Origin of the sequence: Rhodopirellula sp. MGV (assembly GCF_002251265.1) — a bacterium.
Lineage (GTDB): Bacteria > Planctomycetota > Planctomycetia > Pirellulales > Pirellulaceae > Stieleria > Stieleria baltica_A.
Genome location: NZ_NPDI01000068.1, coordinates 59,243 through 78,404, shown reverse-complemented (window position 1 = coordinate 78,404; position 19,162 = coordinate 59,243). Strand labels below are relative to the sequence as shown.

The window sequence follows — 19,162 nt, the reverse complement described above, 5'->3', positions numbered from 1 at the left end:
AACGATGTCGATGACAGATGCCTATCGCTCCGCAGAATCCGAAGCCGACCCGTCCGCGACCAAGCCGCGACGGTTGGCGACATCGATCCGTGATCTGCAAAAGCACTATGTTCTAAAAAGTGAAACCGTTCGCGCATTGCGTGGCGTTTCGTTCGACGTTCCCGAAGGCGACTATGTTGCCATCATGGGGCCTTCCGGTAGCGGCAAAAGTACGCTGCTGAATCTGCTCGGATGTCTGGATAAACCGACCAGCGGTTCGTTGATGTTGGGTGAAGACGACATCGCGACAATGACTGACGATCAACTGGCACAGATTCGTTCAGAACGGATCGGATTCGTGTTCCAGTCTTACAACTTGATCCAGCAACTCAGTGTGGTCGAGAACATCCAGGTCCCGCTCTATTACCAAGGCGTTATCGGGTCCAAAGAACGTGACCGATCGATCCAACTGGCAACGCAAGTCGGCCTCGGCGAACGTCTCGACCACCGGCCGTCCCAATTGTCCGGGGGCCAACAGCAACGTGTCGCGATTGCACGGTCACTGGTCAACGATCCGTACTTTGTCTTGGCCGACGAACCGACAGGTAACTTGGACTCGGTCACCACCGACGAAATTCTGGGCTTGTTTGACAAGCTGAACGACGAAGGCCGTACGATCATTTTGGTCACTCACGAAAACGAAGTCGCCGCGCGAGCCAAGCGTGTTGTCCGTTTGAAAGACGGCAAGCTTCACCGTGATGAACTCAATTCACAATCCTCGCGCGAAGAAGCACGCGAATCTCAACGAAAAGTCGTCGAACAACTCCTGCGTGAGGCGGACCGGTAATGCTTTGGATTCGTACGCTTCGTCTGGGTGTGAAAAGTCTCGCACTCCACCCGCTCCGCAGCGGTTTAACCATGCTGGGGATCCTGATTGGGGTCTGGGCGGTGATCTTGCTGACCGCGATCAGCCAAGGTGCTAGTGATCAGGTCCAAAAACAGATCGAATCACTTGGTGCCAACACCATCATCGTCCGTAGTCAAAAGCCGCCCGAAGAAAAACTCGCCGGCGGACGCGCAAGCCAATATGGTCTATTGCGTAAAGATCTCGAGATGATCTTGTCGACCGTCCCCACCGTAAAGACCGCGATTCCGATTCGCGAGATCCGCCGCCAATTCACCTATCGTGATCGAGTCGTCGATGGACGCTTGGTCGGGTGCACGCCTGGCTACGCGGACGTTAACGCCCTGTCGATTCGTGAGCATGGTGGCCGCTTCCTAACGGACGCTGACGGCATGCGAAATGACACCGTGTGCGTGATCTCTTCCGGGGTCGCCGATCGGTTGTTCCCGTACGAGGAACCTTTGGGCAAACGGGTCTATATCCCCGAAAGCGAAGATTACTACAAGATCGTTGGCGTTTTGGAAGCACGTAATCCGTCCGCGGCAATCGGCGGTTCGCTGGATTCGCAAGACTTTTCGTCGGACATCTATATTCCGATGCAAACGTTGCGCAAGCGAATCGGCGATACGATCATGACTCGCCGTAGCGGTCAGTTCCAAGTCGAGATCATGGAGCTGAACCAGATCACTTTGCAAGTCGAGTCGGTCAATGAAGTGCGGTCGAGCGCCGCGATGATTGAATCACTGCTTGAACGCAATCACAAAGAGATCGGTGACACGGCGGTGGTCGTTCCGTTGGAACTACTTGAGCAGGCTCGCAACTTGCGAATGATGTTCTTGGGCATCGGTGTTTTGATCGCTTGTATCTCACTGATCGTCGGCGGCATCGGCATCATGAACATTATGCTCGCCAGTGTGACCGAACGGACTCGAGAGATCGGGATTCGTCGTGCACTTGGTGCCAAGCGCGCTGACATTGTTCGCCAGTTCTTGGTCGAAACTCTGGTGCTCAGTATCTGTGGTGCGGCCTGCGGGATTCTGTTGGGTTTCCTAGGCCCGGCGATGTATTCGGGGCTGATCTATGTCGTTCGTGAAGGTTTCCCGGACAAGTTCGCGGCGCTACCAGACGCGATCCGTGAAGCCAAGCCGACAATTGTGTACGAAACGATTCCATTGGCAGTTGTTATTGCCGTCGCGGTCGGGCTGGTCAGCGGTTTGTATCCCGCGATTCGTGCGGCACGAATGAATCCAATCGACGCATTGCGACACGAATAATCTGACTCTGCTGGCAACTGGGCGGCGCAGCCCATTTGTGACTTCCACGTTGGGTGACCATAATGGGAACCCATTCGTGGATTTTGCGAATGTCCTTCGCCGTCGGCCGGGTTTCAATTCTGAGTCTCTCCCGGTGGGCGGAATACCTTCCTACTTCCAACCACTCGAGCCCCCATGCGTTATTGCACCTTCGCCATTGTCGCCGTGTTGTCGTTTGCAGCGACATGTCCCGCCCAGGAGTACCTTAACGGGATCACATGGCAACAGCCGCCTGTTGTCGAGCCCGGGCCAACGGCTGCTTCGCCACCTTCGGATGCCGTGGTCTTATTCGGCGGCGAAGATCTATCGGCTTGGAATGGTGCTGAGAACTGGACCGTCGAAGACGGCGCGATGGTGGCCGGCAAAGGGACTTTGGTGACCAAGGAAAAGTTCGGGGATTGCCAAGTCCACATCGAATGGTCTGCGCCCAATCCTCCCAAAGGCAGAGGGCAAGGTCGCGGCAACAGCGGATTGTTCTTTAACGATCGCTACGAAATCCAAATTTTGGATTCGTACCAAAACGACACCTATTACGACGGGCAAGCTGGGGCCATTTACAAGCAGACCCCGCCGATGGCCAACGCCATGCGCGCGCCGGGCGAGTGGAATACCTACGACGTAATTTGGACGGCACCTCGATTCGAAGATGACGGCAGCCTGAAGTCGCCCGCGTATATCACCGCGATTCACAATGGTGTTGTCTTACTGAACCACTTCGAACTCAAAGGCGACACCCCTTACAACCGACCACCGGAGTACAACAAACACCCCGTGAAAGGTTCGATTCGATTGCAGGATCACAACAACCCCGTCCGTTTCCGCAATATCTGGGTTCGTGAGTGGACCACGGTGACCGGCGAACAAACCCGCGACCCGTTCTTGCGTGACGGTGACAAAGAAATTCCGATCGAAAAATAATTCTGCAGGTCGGTAGCGTTCGGTGGCAGATTGCCTCCGATGACATCGGCGCAGCGGTCGCCTAAACTGGGTGAACTTGCGGTGGTCAATGATGATTACCGCAAGAACGCTTCTCAGCACGAATGACATTCCCGACTGTGATCTGAACCGGGCACCGGAACCGGCTGTTCAGGAAGGAACAACCAACGGTAATCTCGACGACATGCAGTCCCGGAAGTTGGATCTTAATCTTCTTCGCGAAGATAACTATTTCGAAGCCCTCGCCCGTTGGCTTGATTTGGAAGGCGAGGCCGAGCGTCAACGGATGGCTCGTCGCCGGCAAATTCAAAAAGCCCGTGATGCAGAACGCAGCGGCGAGACGCTGTTGGCATTGCAGATTCAAGATCATCAGACCGGCCTGGCCGGGCGGATCTTGTTCGACTTCGTAAAAATCGACGGTCGTCCTCTGCCGATGAACCGTTTGAAGGTCGGGTCGCCAGTTGTGATTTCGGATTCCGATGACCCTTCGGATCACGGCATCGCTGGTGTGGTCAGCCGCCGCAATCAGAACGTGATTCAGGTCGCCACCGAACGTTGGCCCGAGTCGGATCGTTTGCGAATCGATATGTCGCCGGATGAAACGACCCGTCGGCGACAACTCGCTGCAATGGCGTCTGCACGAGTCGCTTCAGGGCGAATCAAGCAGCTCCGCGACATGATTTTAAGCCAACGTCCCATCCGCCAAGGTGACCCGGATGACGTGCGCTTTTTGACATCGCTGAATCCCCCGCAACAAGACGCCGTGAAGTTTGCGTTGGCTTCGCCTGACATCGCGATCTTGCACGGACCGCCTGGGACCGGCAAAACGACTACACTCGCCGAGGTGATTTATCAGGCGGTCGAACGCGGTGACAAAGTGCTCGCTTGTGCGCCGAGCAACACGGCGGTCGATAACTTGCTTGAACGGTTGGTTCCGATGGTTCCCAACGTTCTTCGCGTCGGCCATCCCGCACGCGTCTTTGAATCACTTCGTGGGCATACCTTGGACGAGCTTGTCGATAATGATTCATCCGCCGCGGTGATCAAAGACATGCGGCGTGAATTGGATGAATTACTACGTTCGGCGGCACGACCAGGACGGGGAAAAGACGCGAGACGTCGCCGTAATTTGCTATACAGCACTGCCGGTGACCTTCGCGGTCAGATCCGGTCCTTGGAACGAAGTGTCGTTCGCAGCATTATCGACAACGCGGACGTGATTTGCACGACGACGACAATCGATGATGACTTGTTGGCAGGTTCGACATTTGACACCGTTGTGATTGACGAGGCATGCCAATGTACCGAGTCAAGCGTGTGGCAAGCGGTGCTCCGTGCTGACATGGTCATCATGGCCGGTGATCATTGCCAATTGCCGCCAACGGTGCTGTCTGATCAGGCGGCAAGCGAAGGCATGCGCGATTCGATGATGCACCGATTGATCGAACGCGAAGGCGAATCGGTGTATCGGCGACTGACGGTTCAGTACCGTATGCACCGCGACATCATGGAGTTCTCGTCAGATGAATTCTACGACGGAACACTGATCGCTGACGCCAGCGTTGCCGAACACCGGTTGTGTGATCTGCCTGGTGTTGAGACAACTGATTTGACAGAAACGCCATTGATGTTCGTCGATACTGCCGGTGCGAACTTTTCCGAAGAGATCGAGCGGGATGGCGAAAGCAAATTCAATGCCGGTGAAGCGAAACTGATTGAACAATTCGCAATGGAACTGGTCGATGCGGGACTGGATCCGGACCAGATCGCAATCATCGCACCTTACGCCGCCCAAGTACGTTGGCTGCGCAATCTACCGTCGCTTCGAGAGATCGAAATCGACACCGTTGATGGCTTTCAAGGCCGAGAAAAAGAAGCCGTTTTGATCACGATGACTCGCAGCAATGATCGCGGCGAGATCGGGTTCTTGCAGGACAGGCGTCGTACCAACGTGGCCCTGACCCGAGCACGTCGAAAATTGATCGTGGTCGGTGACAGTGCGACGTTGGGTGGCAACGAGTTTTACGGCCGGATGCTTGAATACTTCGAGCAAAAGCAGGCGTACCGCAGTGTGTTCGAATTCCCAAACGTGTGATGAGGAAATCAGTTGAGGTCGGTTAATTCGACTTCGGCGCGATAATTCTTTCCATCTCGGTGGATGACCATCGGGATGTGAGAACCAATCGGTGTCATGCCAACTTGGGCGACCAAGTGATCGTCATTTTCGACATTGGTTCCGTTGAACTGAACGATGATATCGCCACGTTGCAGGTTGGCCTTCGCCGCAGGTGATCCGCGATGAACGGTTTTTACCAATGCCCCGCCCCGAAGTAACGCGGCAGCGCCAAGGTCTTGTGGCCCAAAGTCAGGATCCAGAACGACGCCCAAGTATCCGCGACGATAACGACCATAGCGGACCAATTCGTCGGCGACTCGCATAGCCATATTGATCGGAATCGCGAAACCGATCCCTTCGCTTCCGCCGCTGCTGCTGGCGATAGCGGTGTTCAGCCCGATGACTTCGCCACGTAGATTCAACAGGGGACCGCCGCTGTTACCTGGATTGATCGCGGCATCGGTTTGAAAGAAGTCTTGCAAGTCAATCTTCTTGTCACCGAGCGACAGATCTCGTCGGCCTTTGGCGCTCAGGATCCCAAACGTTACCGAGTGGCTGAGTCCAAATGGGCTGCCGATCGCGATCGTAAAGTCACCAATCCCGACGGACTCGCTGTCACCGACATGAGCAGCCGGCAAGTCCATGTTCGTTACTTGCATGACGGCAACATCGGTGCCTTCATCGGTATAGATTTGCGCCGGCCGGAATTGACGTCCGTCGGAGCTTCGCAACATGATTTCGTTGGGACGAGCACCTTGGATCACGTGACGATTGGTCAATATCCAGAGGCCACCGGAAATCGCGACGACAACGCCACTGCCGGCTTCGTCGTAGGATTCGTATTTTCCGTTGTTGGTTTCAGTCTTGTGCGCTTCGATGTGAATCACACTGGGTTTCACCAGGTGGGACACCTTGCGGACCAAGCGTCCTAAGCGGTCGAAAGCGTTGAACTCTTCGGCCAGTTCTTCGAACAGGGCTTCGCGTTGTTGGTCGATCATCGCCGAGGCATCGCCTGCGGAACTGCCCAACGCACTTCCCAGTGATGGGGTGCTGATCTCTGGCGGCGTCGGAAGCGATGGACGCTCGAGCGACGGACGCATCAGTTGATACGTTTCACCCGAGGCGTTGCCCTGTGTGGGCGAGTCAATTGAGACCCCTTTGCTGTGACGTTCGTATGCGCCGGATTGATTGGCAGGCGGGGCATGCGATTGGCGGGATGCCGTTTGGGCCGTTGCACTGTTGCACGTTGCAAATGTCAAAGCCGCGACCGCGGACAAGGCGAACGAACGAACACCGCTTTGGCGCAGCATACAGCTCAATCGTCTGCGAGCATCGGACTCGCTTGAACGCAGGAGTTGGACCATAGGGAGTGCCATACTTAGAAAGGGGAGGTTGCGACGGGGAGGCGTCGTCCCTGTAGCAATCGTCGATTGCAAGCAAACAACTTTGGTTTGCTTGCAAGGGCTATCCCTGGCCGAACAGAAGCGAAGAATCGTTAACGCTAGAACAATACAGACCGGCCGATTCTCTTAACGACGGGCGGTGGTAACACCCCTACAGACGGTCTAGACGACCGTTCAGTAAGCAAGTGAGCACCGATTTTCAAGCACCATCGGTCTGGTACGAATCGATCATTCGGCTCATGTGGGCGGCCGGATGCGAGCGTCGTTGTTCGGCAAGACGGTGGCAACCAATGCATTCACGGGCATGCGGGACGGCTCGCAGCCTGGTGAGGGGAATCGGCTTCCCGCATTCTTCGCAGGTACCGTATTCGCCACGATCGAGTCGTTCGATGGCCTGATCGATCGCGGCAAGCTCACGGCTTTCAACTTCGAGAAGTTGGCTATTGAGCTCCGATTGAACGGTATCAGCGACGGCATCAAGCACGTCAGCCGATTTGTTGGCTTTGCCTTGAAGCAAGCTGAGGTCACCCAAAGCCGATCGCACGAGGGCGTCGCGGCGTTTTTGGAGGATTTTACGAAGCTTTTCGAGCGAGTCTTTTCTGGCCATCGGAGCACCTAGTTTCTGTTCTCTAGCACAAACTGCCATCTGCGGCATCTCTGTTGAGCCCCCGCTCACACCCTAACTTACGCAGCGGGCCGCCGTTGGATCATGCCGAAATTTCAATTCGTAACCGCCGCAACTGGTTGTGGCACCACGCGGTGCCTAATAGTAGGAGCGATTGCCACAAAGTCACCTCTGAAAGCTTTCGAAAAGGCCCTAATGGTCAACCAAGGGAGTTTTAACGGCCAATTATCCGGTTTTTATGCGACCAGGATCGCCCTCACCACCCTGGCAGCGTGAGACAGTTGGAAAAACGGATGTCACCCCCTAATCAGGGCGTCCTGGGCAGTTGGCCCGCGCAAATCGTTATCGATGTTCCCGATTAGCTTCACACGGGCAACCCAACCAGCCGAAACGAAGAAAACGGCTGCGCCCATCACCCACCCAAAGCGGCACCACAGACAAATCGCACTTGAACGAAGGATGCGTGGTGTTTGCGAATCCAATCCAATCCTCGGAGTCGGGCCCAGCAAATCAGACCGGAGCACGATCATGGAAGATTTCACCCAGTCGCATAACGAATCGATGCAAAGCGAGCTGTTCACAAAAGGCTTTGCTTCGGCAGCTGCCGAGCAGACTCTCGGAAACCCGATGACGGTTCATACTACCGGCGCAATCGAGTTTCGCGTCATTCGGCCCGGCACGCCATCGCGGCGATTGCGTCTGACCGGAAACCGCTACACCTTTGGCAGCGGCGAAGGCTGTTCGATCCGTCTAGAAGACCCGGCGTTGCGTCCAATGCACGCGGTGTTGCTGCGCGACGCCCAGCGTGTGCTGATGCGTGCCTATTCAGTGCCTTTGGAATACAACGGCGAACGAGTTGCCGAAACGGATTTGCGTGTCGGCGATATCATCCGGATGGGCGACTATCGATTTGAGTTGCTGACACTGCCTTCCGATCCCGCCGCCGCGGCGCGTTCGTTGTCTCTGCCACGTTCAGCCGCTCCCCCGAAAAACCAATTTGGGCCGAACAACGAAACGTTGATGCGGCAGCGACTGACCGAACTCAGTCAGCAGTGGCATGCCCGCCATGCGGAATGTGAAATCCGTGAAACGCGTTGCGACAATCGCGAGACGGCGTTGCACGGTCGTGAAACAGAGCTTTGGCAGCGTGTCAACGATCTGCAGAAACGCGAGTCCAAACTGGTCGCGCAGGAATCAGCCGTTCGTGAAATCCAAGCGACGTACGCCGCCGCGCAAGATGAGCTGAAATCGCTTCGGGAACGCGAGAAGGCCACCGGAGAAGAGCTCGCCGAGAAGGAGGCCGAGCTGCTACGACTTCAAGAGACGCTTGCCGACCGTCAAGCAGAGCTGGAACAAAAGCAAGACGAATGGTTGAAACGTGAAGAGGAGTACTCGCAGCGTTCTGCCGAAGTACAGCGACAACTTGAGCAGACTCAATCGCAAGCCAAGTCGGCCAGCGATGCGATCGGACGAATGCGAAACGAGTTCGCGTCCTTGAACGAGCAACTCAGCGAGCTTCGGGAACGACACAGCGAACTCCAACAGCGCGAGCGTCAAGAGCAAGAGACTCACGAACGACTTCGCGCCGAATTGGAATTGAATCGCGATAACGCGGTCATCGAACGTGACCAAGCAATTGAGGCCCGCGCGATTAGCGAAGCGGCCCGCGCCGCGAAGGAAACGGAGCTCGATCGGTCTGCCAAAGAGCTCGAAAACACACGCGCCAAAATAGAAGAGCTTCGGAAAGAAAGCCAAGCTCGCCAACAAGAGCTGGAAGCCAAATTGCGCACCAGTGGCGAGGAGTTGGCACAAGCACGCAATGACGCCAAACAAGCTCATCAAACTTCCGATCAATACCGTGATCAGCTCTCCGCTGCCGAGTTGAAGGAAGCTGAGTTCGAACAGTCGATTTCTGAGTTCGAAGCGAAGGCAGCCGAGTATCAAGCAGAGCTTGAAGCCGTCCGCAAGCAAGCGTCGGAAGATCAGCAAGCTGCTTTGTTGGAATGCGAACAGACTCAGTCGCGAATCGACGAACTGGAAAAACAGCTTGCAGATCTGCGTGAAGCAAACGATGACCAGCAATCCAGCTCCGACCAGCAGGTCACCGAGCTGAAAGCGAAGGCCGAATCGGCAGAGTACGAGCAGCTGGTCGCCGAAGAGACAATCGTTTCGCTCAAGCAGGAAATCGCTGAGCTTCAAGAAAGTCTGTCCAAAGCCGCTGAGCAAGCTTCGAAATGGCAGAACGAATTTGAAGGCGCTAACGCCTCGATTCGCCAATTGGAACTGCTCGTCGATCAAAATCAGAACCGACAGACGGCCCAACAAGACTCGTGGGAGATCGAGTCCGACCAGCTGCAAAACACAATCAACGAATTGTCGGTGCAGCTTTCCGGTGCCAACACCGAACTGGCAAAGTTGCGTGAAGCAAACGAGGCGCTGACTCGTGATCTGTCCGACGCGACAGCCAAAAGTGACGAGGGTTCGGCGTCGACGATCGACCCACAGCGATTTGAGGATCTTGAAAATGAGTTGCGGAACGCACGTGAGGACATCGAGCGTTTAAAAACCGATCATGCCGAAACCGTTGCCAAGCTGGAAACCGAACGCCAGTCAAGCGAATCAGCTTTGCGGGAAGAGATTCAAAAACTGCAGGACGAGATCTCTGCTGCCCAACATGCTGCCGCCCAAGCCGCTGAAATGGTGGCATTGCCACAGAACGCGGACGCTGATGTTTCCGTTCAAACGCCCTCGCCCAACGATTGGTATACCGATCAAGCTGACAGTTTTGATGGGGCGGCAGACGCGGTCACCGAAGAATCAGTAGGCGACGACGAAGCGGCATACGACGAAGCATCGGCATCGTGGTCGTCAGACGAGCAACTTCGCGAATCAGAGCCAATTGATCCCTTCGCAGACATCGATCTGGAATCGGTCGAGGACGAAGACGAACACGAAATGCCATTGGCGGAAGCCTATCATGGCCGCGAGACCGATTCGATCGTCAACCTGGACGACATTTCAGTCAACGACGAGGAGCAGCTTGTCGGTGAGGCGGACTCGTTCAGCGAAGAGGAAACGGAATCGCAATACGAGCTTGAAACCGAAGCACATCTGGCGACCGAAGTGGAGATTCGTCTGCCGAAATGGTCGAAGATGAATCGGTGGAGGATCAGCAATGGCGTACCGATGCGGCTGCCGAAGAAGGGCACGAAATTCCCAAAGCGTCTTCATGGGGATATGAAGAAAGCCCGGTAGACGAGGCGGCGAGTGCTGAGTCGATCAGCTGGCAGGATGAGTCGCCGGAACAATCTGTTTCGGACGCGATCGATGACTTGGAGCATCACGTGCAACAGGCGATCGACGAAACCGAACGCAAAGAGTCTGTTGCTTGGGATGCCGATCAAGCTGCATCCGATTTCGCACACGAGTCGTCTGCACTTGAGTCACCCGAGTATGAAGCGACGGAGCCGGAACAGCAGATCGAACCACCTGCTGAGCATCTCGACGAGCAATTCGACGAGCAACTCGTCGAAGAGGAGCCCATCGTCGAACAGTCAATCGAGCGAGATCAACCGCTAAGCTGGGCGGACTTCATGCCCGGTGAACAAAGCCAATTCAGTACACCGGATGTCGAAGAGCCAGAGAATGCGATCGACGAGGTAGAGCAGGTTGCGGAGGAAGAGATTCACGCATCGCATTGGTCGAGTGAAGAATCTTCTAGCGAAGCGGACGAATCCTATACTTCGACGCAAATGTGGCAGCCAGGCGAAGAGGCTGGCGGAACGGAGTTCGATCAGCCGTTCGGTCAACAGGATAACGAGCCGCACGAAGAACCGCAGGACGAACCGGCGATCGGAAGTCTTGCCCAAATGCTGATTCGTGATTTAGATGCCGAGCGCGAACATGAAAATGCATCGCATCAGGATTTTGATGAGTCGGCGGATTCTGATCACGAACCCACGATGGTGATGGCCGATCGCGATGAACTCGCTGAATCGGGTGGGCAATGGAACTTCGCCTCATCTCGGGACGAATACGACCGCGCGGATGAACGCGACGAACGATACGACGATCAAGATGATGCGCAGCCTTTGGCGACATCCTTCGATGACAATACAGACACTGCCCAGCTAAACGCACATCAAACGCTTCCATCGGCCGAACCGTCCGCAGAGGACGATTCGATTGAGGCCTACATGAGTCGTTTGCTGCAACGCGTGCAAGGTGGCAGCACGCCTGCTCCCATGCCAGCCCCCATCCAGCCACCGGCTCCCGCACCAGCCCTCGCTGCCGCTGCGAAAGCAAAGCCAAAAGTTCCGAACTACGACGAACTAGACGAAGACGATTCTGATTCAGTCGTTGATCTGGATGAGGAAGCGGTTGCAAAATCGCCCGCCATCCATGCGGAACCGCTTGTGCCTCGTTCACAAGCACCGGAGTTGAAGAAGAATCTCTCCGCGATGCGTGAGTTGGCCAATCAGTCTGCACGCAATGCGGTCGCCCGCAGCATCCGAATTCAAGCTCGCGATACGCAAATGAACGCGATTTGGAAAACGGCTTTGTCCGCATCCTTCGTGCTCATGGCGTTGGGCGTTTTCATCTTTGTAAGCTGGTCGTCGACGATCAAGCTGGTGATGGTCGCCGCATTCTTGGTGCTGGCAGGAGTGTTCGGACAAGAGGCATTTGTGCTTGCTCGTGATGCTCGCAGGCGTTTGAAGCTTGCCAATGAAGGCGGCGAAGCTGGCAAGAACGATGCGGAGATCGCTGAAGAGATGCAACGCATCGCGGAAGAAACCGAAGCCAAGTAATTCGGATTCTGCGAGATCAAAAAAAACGCGTCCCGTGAAGTTCATCACGGGACGCGTTTTCATTTCCAAATGAGGCGTTGTTGATCTTAGGCTTCGAATTCGATGTCGATGTTATTTTCACTCGCCGCCGAGCGAAGCTTTGCCAAAGCCCGTGCTTCGAGTTGGCGAACGCGTTCCTTGGTGACACCCATTTCCTCGCCGACTTCCTTCAACGTCAACGGTTCGCTGCCACGGTCCAGTCCGAATCGTGCCGCAATGATCTTCTGTTCGCGATCGTCCAAGCGATTGAGAATCTTCGACAGTTCGCGTTTGCGGTTCCGCTGAACCGTTTCTTCCATGTACGGATCCAGACGTTCGTCTTGGCGCGACAGGAACAGTTCCTCGGTTGTCGTCCGAAAGCGATCACGGTGTTTGAATTCGTTGGGGATTGTGCGGGCGAAGTTTTTCATGATCGCCCACGAAGCATAGGTACTGAATTTGTTGCCACGGGAGTAATCAAATTTCTCGACCGCCCGAATCAGCGACATGTTTCCGTCGCTAACAAGAGCAAAGAAATCGTCGTTGCTGGACAAGTGGCGTTTGGCGATCGAAACGACCAGTCGAAGGTTAGCCTGGACGATTCGGTTCTTCACCTTGACCGCCTGTTCGTACAAATCTTCGATCTCATTCATGATCGCCGATTTACCGCTGGCTTCTTCGCCGATCGACTCGCGGAGTTTGCTGGCCTTGTGTTTCAGGTAGTTCATCTTTCGAAACAGATGATGTTCCTGCTCACGCGACAGCAACGGCACGTCGTAAAGCGATGCCAAGTAACGCGGCAGATCGCTTGGGATACGGACTTTTCGTTGTTCCGCGTCTTCGATCGGTTCGTCACCGAAGAACTCGGCTTCGCGTCGAGTGTCTTCAAAGTCTTCGTTATAAATGTAATCCAACGGTAATTCGAAAATACGTTGGCGACGCATTTCGATCAGGATCCGCTGGATGCTCGTTCGGGTTCGCTTGAACCGGCGGCACAATTGCGCGAGCGTGACGCCGCCAAGGAATTGGTTGAAGATCGAACGCTTGTCGTCGTCGGTTAAGACGCCTCGGTGATTTGGGAAAATCGCGATCGAAGCGTTGTCGGCATCGAAATTCTTCAGCGTGTAGCGAATTGTTTCGGCGCTGCGGCCCATCTGGTTTGACAACATGCGTGTCACGTCTGCCAGTGCCGCACCGCCTTCAACCAATTGGCGGGCACGTTCGATAATCTCGCTCTTTTCGTCTTCACTGAGCTGGCTGAAGCGTTCACCACGCTGGATTTTTTCTTTGTTACGTGAAACGAATTGTTCCACGCTACTGTTGAGAAAACCGACGCGTTTACGGCCACCAAAAAGCAGTCGACGACTGACCAGCCCGGCTTCACGCCAGCGGCTGATGGTTTTGGTCGACACGTTGAATTGTCGGCTGAGGTCTTGAACGGTGTGGACTTGTTCTGCGATCTCTTCGACCGACAACTCCGCCAACTCGCTGAGATCTTCGATCAACAATCTCAGGTCCTGTGAGAGGTCAATCGAAGCGATATTGTGTCGACTCGATTGTTCGGGTCGATAGTTGGTGATACGAAAACAAAGGTAGTCGTATGCGTACTCGCGACCGTCATCGATCTCGCAGAGCAGCGTTTCCGCCGCAGCTGCTTGCTCGATCAACTTCGTCTTCTGATTGAAACGAAGCTGGTCACGGAGCTCCTTGATTTTGCTGTCGCGATAATTGTTGTGCATAACAGTGGTCTCCCAGCGCTTTGGCGTCGGACTGGCCAAACATCCCTGCGATCCCGGCGGATCGCCCAGTCGACTGTGCCTCGGTTGCCCGGGTTCACCTGTCTCCTCCAGGTGATTTGGTTGTCTGATCCAGTCCCTTGATGTCTTGAATCTCGCAGATTCGTCGACACCTTTGGTCACCCGATCAGACTCCGGTTGCTGACTCCGTGTCAGCGGTTTCTGCACCCATTTGGATGCACACTAAGACGAAACAATTCAGCCACCGGTTCACTCTTTCCCCACAAGGGAATCGCGAAAACCGGCCGTTCTTACATCAGAAAACGGAAATTTAGTCCATTTTTCCGACAAACGAACATTCGAAGCCGGTGGCAGCGGTTGTCTTCGTCCGGGACACTCCGTAGGAAATTTGGGGCCAATTCGCAGGCCGGTTGGGGCGATTTTTCCAAAATTTGGCGGTAAGTCCTTGACGGCACTTGAGTTGAGTTTTTTTGATCATCTCCCACGATTTGCGGGAGAGCATCAAAAGTGTCCAACCGGATGTAAAAATTTCATGCGGCGTGCACAAACGGCAGTCGCAATGCTGCTGAAAGTGTCGTCAATGCGATGGCTTCTGGGTTTCTTCTCTGCGATTCGACTTTAACGACCACGGGAGCTGTGTGGTTGGCAATCTGGGCTTGGGAGTTCGATTCACCCGGATGCGGCAATTCTTCTGAATGAGTGTCTTCGCCGCGGTCGATCAATCACCAGTCTCGCATCGCCAGCGTTCTGACCGACGCGTCTCCAGCAACCCTCACCGTCTGTCGTTACACGGTTCGAGAGAAGGCTGGGGCAAACACGCCACGCCGCCGCAACAGTAAGGGATGACTTCGATGGATCGCCAAACACCCCCAAATGCCACCCGCCGCGCTTTCCTCGCTAACTCGGTCGTCGCCAGTTCCGCGATCCTGGCTGCGTCCAACTCGTGGTGGGGCAGCCACGCGCTCGCTGCTACCGATCAAAAGAACGCCAAGTCCGCAGTGGAGATCACGGTTACTCGCCAGCCGTTGGTGCGTTGCCGATTGGAACTTGAAGTCAAAGGAAACGTCAAGGTTCCTACTGACCCTCTGCAGTCGCAAGAAGCCAAGACGACGTTGCCGGTCAATTCGACTGCATCGTTGGACTACGAAGAGCGTTTGTTGATGCCGGCGCAAATCGCAGACCACTCTGAAGTCGTCGCGGCCGAGCGTTATTACCACACCGCGACGAACTCCAGTGTTTTGAACAAGACCACCGTTGAACAGAAATTGCGTGAGGAGATGCGGCACGTCGTTGTTCGCCGCGACGTCCTTCCCGAAGTTGTCTATTCACCGGAAAACTACTTCAATCATGACGAACTTTCATTGCTGAAGCTGCCGATCTCGAGCGTCGCGGTCGATCGCCTGCTGCCGAGCGGAAAGGTTTTGAAAGATGACCGCTATGAAATCGATTTGGCGGCCCTGTGTTCGGTGTTGAACATGACGACCATTGAAAAGGGCAAGGTCGAATGTGTCGTTTCGGAAATCGATGACGAGGGCGTGCGGTTCCAGATTGAAGGCGACGTCGAAGGATCGGTCGACGGTGTGTCCACGCGGATGCGTTTGCTTGGCAAGATGACTTATGATCGGTCGATCAAGGCTTGCACTTGGTTGGCCTTGGCGTTGCACGAAACCCGCGAGATCAGCAAAGCCGAACCAGGCTTCGACATTCTCGCAAAAGTGCGTCTGCTCCGTCGTCCTCTGGATCAGCCTGTGCGATTGCCCGCAGTCGCGGCAACGGTCGATTTCGACTCGCCACCGCCGGAAGATCGATTGTTTGTCGAGCTGCAGAGCCAACATGCCAATGCGGCGGTGATGATGGATCGACGCTGGCGAATGATCAGTGACGACCCCGGTCGTTGTGTGATGCGAATGATCGATCACGATTCCAGTATCGCCCAATGCGACTTGCGAAAATTGGTGAACCTGCCCGCTGGCAAGCACCTAACCCTGGAAGCGTTCGAAGCCGACGTCCGACGCTCACTTGGCGACCAGCTGGTCCAGCTCGTCGAAGCCGATCAGGGGCTTTCCGCTCAAGACCTGCGTGTCATGCGAATCGTCGCCGATGGGCAGGCCCAGGGCGTGCAAGTGCGGTGGATCATGCTGCACTTTTCCAATGACGCCGGAAATCGCGTTCAAGCAACCTTTACCATGTCCGGGCAGCAAGTGGACGCGTTCGCCGGGTGCGACGCGCAGTTTGGCGACACGTTGCGTTTTCTCGCTCCCGATTCTGTGCCGGCGGAATCCGAACCAGCCTCTGAATCTGCGCTCACCAAGAACGGACAAGCGAATCCGACGGTTGCCGAGAAGGAAACACGCAGCGCGAGTGATTTGAAATAGCGTTCGAATAATCGCAGTCTGAAACTTGCGGCCAATGAAGAAGGCGGCTCAACCCGGCTGACTTTTTTTTGGGGGGGCTGGCGATGTCGAAACGGCAACGGTTGCTCCTGTAAGGCTTAAAAACAGCACGATCGCCGTCTGAGGGGGCTCGCGAGGGACAAAAACGCCAAACGGGCTGGCAAAAGTCACCCCGTCTCGACCGATAAAACACTCTCGGTGCAGGAATTTGGCGAAAGACTAACTAGACTTTGGCTGTGCAACGACTCTTCCACCCCTTTGCTCGATCAAGCCGACAACCCCCGACTGCGAGAATTGCCGCTCGAGGCCATCTGAAATGACCACTTCGACTTCCAAGCGTAACGCCGTCCGTGATCTGCTGAAGCGTGCTTGCCGAAAGGGGCTTCCGGCGATGTTGCTTGCCGCCGTGGCGATGCCTGCTTTGTCACCGCAAGCGAATGCACAGCAGCCCGGTGAGCAGGGGGCGACGCAGCAGCAAACACAATTCGCTCCCGGTGTGGTGACGGTCATACCCGGCGATGCGAGTCCAAGTGAAACTTTTGATGGACCGTTGGCATTGAGCCGTTTCATCAAGGCCCATCCGGAACTGGAGTGGGATCCCACGAAATTCGAGAACGGCCGCCCGCACTTCGATCCGCGTTCGCGAACTCTGATTGAGATGGCGAAGCAAGTCGTCTTTCGCCGCGAGATCTACTGCCTAGAATTCGCGTTCAAGCCACTCCGCCAGATTTACGTCGACGTCCCGTTGGCCGGTGGTCAGGTGCAACGCAAGTTGGTTTGGTACATGGTTTACCGCGTGCGTTATCGCGGTAACGACCTGCGTCCGGCCGCTGACGAAATTGGCGGCTCGAAAATGTACAGCCGCATCGAAACGGTATCGTACCAATCACGCCGCTTCTTCCCGTTGGCGACATTGAAAGATCAAGTCAGCGAACGTGAATACCTTGATCGTATCATCCCAAGTGCGACACCGTTGATCGCCGCACGCGAACAAATCACCGCGCCGCTCTATAACAGCGTTGAAGTTTTCAACCAACGCATCCCACTGTCGACGGACGAAGACGCACCTGGTGTTTGGGGCGTGATGACTTGGATGGACGTCAATCCCGATGTCGACTTCCTGTCGTTGTACGTGTCCGGCTTGACCAACGCTTTTGAACAAGACGGCGAAGGCCCTGATGCACCGTATCGTCGCAAGGCGTTGCAACTGAACTTCTTCCGTCCCGGTGACGCGATGAATCAGACCGCCGACACGATTCGCTTCGGCATGCCTCCTTATTCGAACGAACAAGAGCACGCCTACATCTTGGACAAATACAACGTCGAAGAACTGCGAAACTATCGCTGGGTGTTCCGCTCGGTTAAATAGGTCTTACTTGCCGAGTCGCTGATCAAGGCGCTGTGATAATTGTGCAAGCGTCTTCGCGTGCTCGGCGTCTTTGGCAAGGTTCGTGATCTCACCGGGATCGTTGACCATGTCGTAAAGCTCTTCGCTGCCGTTGTCGTATCGCATGTAATGCCAATGGTCATTCCGCAGTGACGCGCCTTTGTGAATCGAAAGCGCGTCCGGACGTAGTTCTTGCGATGGATCGTCCAAGACCGATCGCAAGCTCAGCCCTTCGGCGGCATCCGGAATCGGCGTTCCCATCAGATCGCAAACGGTTGGGTACAAGTCGACGAGTTCGACGAACGAGTCGGTTCGTGCCGGTTTGGATGTCGGCGTTCGAATGACCAGTGGGACGCGGACGACTTCTTCATGCAGATTGCTTTTCTGCCAAAAGCCGTGTTCTCCCAAATGGTACCCGTGGTCGCTGGTGAAAATCACCGTGGTGTTGTCGGCGTAAGGCGAGTTCTCGAGGGCTGACAAGATTCGCCCGACTTGGTCGTCCATGAAAGTGACGCTGGCGTAGTATGCGCCCCACATGCGTTTTTGATTGTCTGGATACTTTCCGATTGGGTTTTGGTCGTTTCGGGTGCTGGCCAAGCCTGGTTTGGGGATATCGCTGGTGTCGTCATCCCAGTTTGCGGGCATCTGGATGCGTTCAATCCCGTATGGTGTGAAGTAGTCTCGCGGTGCAACCATCGGATAGTGTGGGCGGACAAGTCCAACCGCTAGGAAGAATGGTGCGTCGTGTGATTCGCCAAGTATCTCGACGGCCTTTGAGGTCGCTTTGTAATCTGCTTGGTCGGTACCAGTGCCATCCGCTTTGACCGAGACAAACATTCGGTGCGGCATCCTGGTCGATTGGCGATTCAGCAGACTCTCGGTGACGATGTTCAGATTCAAACAAGCGTATTCGCCGGGCGTATGGGCCTCTGGTCCTTGAGCGTTGAAACGCCGGGTCCAGCATTCGGGTACGTCCGCACCATCGGTACCATCGATGATGTCACCGGGGACTCGCATGTGAAAAATCTTGCCGACGCGAATGGCGTTTGCACCGTGTCGTTGCAATTGTTCGCCCAGCGTCACGTTCTTTTTGTCGGTGTAGCGTCCGTGCATGAACGAGGTTCGCGAAGGGGCACACCAAGTGCCTTGGCAATACGCACGTTCGAACACGGTGCCCTGGCTGGCCAAGCGGTCGAGGTTCGGTGTCTCGCACACTTCGTCGCCATAACAGCCCAGCACGCTGGCTTTCAAGTCATCGGAGACGATCAGCAGCACGTTGCCTGGCGATCCCGCCGACGCCACAGTGCTGTCCGGATCGGCAGCGCTGTCTGGATCTGCAGCGGTTGATGGTTCGCAAGCCGAGATGCCGTACGACAAAACGAACACGGCAATTAGAAATCGTACAATCATGACTCGTCCTGCTGATCTGCCCTGTGACTGAAAACCTGTCGCTTAGTATAAACCGTTGCCCTTCGGTTCGTTGGTTCCATCAGCCACTCCGCTTCGCTCTCGTCTCTTCGATG

Annotated in this window: 12 protein-coding genes; 8 read left to right on the top strand and 4 right to left on the bottom strand. The window is 55.4% G+C overall.

What is annotated here, in order from left to right; all coding sequences use genetic code 11:
• The first annotated feature begins 4 nt into the window (after positions 1 to 4).
• The 4 genes from CGZ80_RS23540 to CGZ80_RS23525 all read left to right on the top strand — a co-directional run bounded on the left by CGZ80_RS23540 (position 5) and on the right by CGZ80_RS23525 (position 5,227).
• Positions 5 to 826, top strand: coding sequence for an ABC transporter ATP-binding protein (locus CGZ80_RS23540; RefSeq protein ID WP_094418128.1), 822 nt, complete (start codon positions 5 to 7; stop codon positions 824 to 826).
• A complete protein-coding gene (locus CGZ80_RS23535; protein WP_094418127.1) occupies positions 826 to 2,157 on the top strand; it encodes an ABC transporter permease in 1,332 nt (443 codons plus the stop codon). Before CGZ80_RS23540 ends, CGZ80_RS23535 begins: the two co-directional genes overlap by 1 nt.
• A 174-nt stretch (positions 2,158 to 2,331) precedes the next feature.
• On the top strand, positions 2,332 to 3,114 hold the full coding sequence (locus CGZ80_RS23530; RefSeq protein ID WP_094418126.1) for a DUF1080 domain-containing protein: 783 nt from the start codon (positions 2,332 to 2,334) through the stop codon (positions 3,112 to 3,114).
• 91 nt (positions 3,115 to 3,205) lie between these two features.
• The gene (locus tag CGZ80_RS23525; protein ID WP_233148619.1) at positions 3,206 to 5,227 is read left to right on the top strand and encodes an AAA domain-containing protein; all 2,022 of its coding nucleotides are present in this window, start codon (positions 3,206 to 3,208) and stop codon (positions 5,225 to 5,227) included.
• An 8-nt stretch (positions 5,228 to 5,235) separates the two neighbouring features.
• Here the strand turns inward: CGZ80_RS23525 and CGZ80_RS23520 are convergent, their stop codons facing one another.
• Positions 5,236 to 6,558, bottom strand: coding sequence for a S1C family serine protease (locus CGZ80_RS23520; RefSeq protein WP_409994564.1), 1,323 nt, complete (start codon positions 6,556 to 6,558; stop codon positions 5,236 to 5,238).
• Positions 6,559 to 6,850: 292 nt separating this feature from the next.
• Complete coding sequence (locus CGZ80_RS23515) at positions 6,851 to 7,258, bottom strand: TraR/DksA family transcriptional regulator (RefSeq protein ID WP_094418124.1); 408 nt, start codon at positions 7,256 to 7,258, stop codon at positions 6,851 to 6,853.
• Between the two features lie 546 nt (positions 7,259 to 7,804).
• Here CGZ80_RS23515 and CGZ80_RS23510 point away from each other — a divergent pair.
• Together CGZ80_RS23510 and CGZ80_RS23505 are read left to right on the top strand one after the other, a co-directional pair.
• Positions 7,805 to 10,531, top strand: a complete 2,727-nt coding sequence (locus CGZ80_RS23510) for an FHA domain-containing protein (RefSeq protein ID WP_158222831.1) — start codon at positions 7,805 to 7,807, stop codon at positions 10,529 to 10,531.
• A complete protein-coding gene (locus CGZ80_RS23505) occupies positions 10,420 to 12,084 on the top strand; it encodes a hypothetical protein (RefSeq protein WP_094418122.1) in 1,665 nt (554 codons plus the stop codon). Before CGZ80_RS23510 ends, CGZ80_RS23505 begins: the two co-directional genes overlap by 112 nt.
• 86 nt (positions 12,085 to 12,170) lie before the next feature.
• Here the strand turns inward: CGZ80_RS23505 and CGZ80_RS23500 are convergent, their stop codons facing one another.
• Positions 12,171 to 13,841 (bottom strand): sigma-70 family RNA polymerase sigma factor, encoded by a 1,671-nt coding sequence (locus CGZ80_RS23500; protein WP_094418121.1) that lies wholly within the window; start codon positions 13,839 to 13,841, stop codon positions 12,171 to 12,173.
• An 869-nt stretch (positions 13,842 to 14,710) separates the two neighbouring features.
• Between CGZ80_RS23500 and CGZ80_RS23490 the strand changes: the two genes are divergently transcribed.
• Positions 14,711 to 16,234 (top strand): hypothetical protein, encoded by a 1,524-nt coding sequence (locus CGZ80_RS23490; RefSeq protein WP_094418119.1) that lies wholly within the window; start codon positions 14,711 to 14,713, stop codon positions 16,232 to 16,234.
• A 334-nt stretch (positions 16,235 to 16,568) separates the two neighbouring features.
• Positions 16,569 to 17,621 carry a hypothetical protein gene (locus CGZ80_RS23485; protein ID WP_094418118.1) on the top strand — a complete coding sequence of 351 codons (1,053 nt, stop codon included), beginning with the start codon at positions 16,569 to 16,571 and terminating at the stop codon, positions 17,619 to 17,621.
• A 3-nt stretch (positions 17,622 to 17,624) separates the two neighbouring features.
• Here the strand turns inward: CGZ80_RS23485 and CGZ80_RS23480 are convergent, their stop codons facing one another.
• Positions 17,625 to 19,049, bottom strand: a complete 1,425-nt coding sequence (locus CGZ80_RS23480) for a sulfatase (protein WP_094418117.1) — start codon at positions 19,047 to 19,049, stop codon at positions 17,625 to 17,627.
• Between the last annotated feature and the right edge of the window lie 113 nt (positions 19,050 to 19,162).

Bases quoted from the DNA above. Each gene is read 5' to 3' on its own strand.
- CGZ80_RS23525 (WP_233148619.1), top strand. From the start codon at position 3,206: ATGATTACCGCAAGAACGCTTCTCAGCACGAATGACATTCCCGACTGT.
- CGZ80_RS23485 (WP_094418118.1), top strand. From the start codon at position 16,569: ATGACCACTTCGACTTCCAAGCGTAACGCCGTCCGTGATCTGCTGAAG.
- CGZ80_RS23480 (WP_094418117.1), bottom strand. From the start codon at position 19,049: ATGATTGTACGATTTCTAATTGCCGTGTTCGTTTTGTCGTACGGCATC.
- CGZ80_RS23505 (WP_094418122.1), top strand. From the start codon at position 10,420: ATGGTCGAAGATGAATCGGTGGAGGATCAGCAATGGCGTACCGATGCG.
- CGZ80_RS23500 (WP_094418121.1), bottom strand. From the start codon at position 13,841: ATGCACAACAATTATCGCGACAGCAAAATCAAGGAGCTCCGTGACCAG.
- CGZ80_RS23510 (WP_158222831.1), top strand. From the start codon at position 7,805: ATGGAAGATTTCACCCAGTCGCATAACGAATCGATGCAAAGCGAGCTG.
- CGZ80_RS23520 (WP_409994564.1), bottom strand. From the start codon at position 6,558: ATGCTGCGCCAAAGCGGTGTTCGTTCGTTCGCCTTGTCCGCGGTCGCG.
- CGZ80_RS23535 (WP_094418127.1), top strand. From the start codon at position 826: ATGCTTTGGATTCGTACGCTTCGTCTGGGTGTGAAAAGTCTCGCACTC.
- CGZ80_RS23490 (WP_094418119.1), top strand. From the start codon at position 14,711: ATGGATCGCCAAACACCCCCAAATGCCACCCGCCGCGCTTTCCTCGCT.
- CGZ80_RS23515 (WP_094418124.1), bottom strand. From the start codon at position 7,258: ATGGCCAGAAAAGACTCGCTCGAAAAGCTTCGTAAAATCCTCCAAAAA.
- CGZ80_RS23530 (WP_094418126.1), top strand. From the start codon at position 2,332: ATGCGTTATTGCACCTTCGCCATTGTCGCCGTGTTGTCGTTTGCAGCG.
- CGZ80_RS23540 (WP_094418128.1), top strand. From the start codon at position 5: ATGTCGATGACAGATGCCTATCGCTCCGCAGAATCCGAAGCCGACCCG.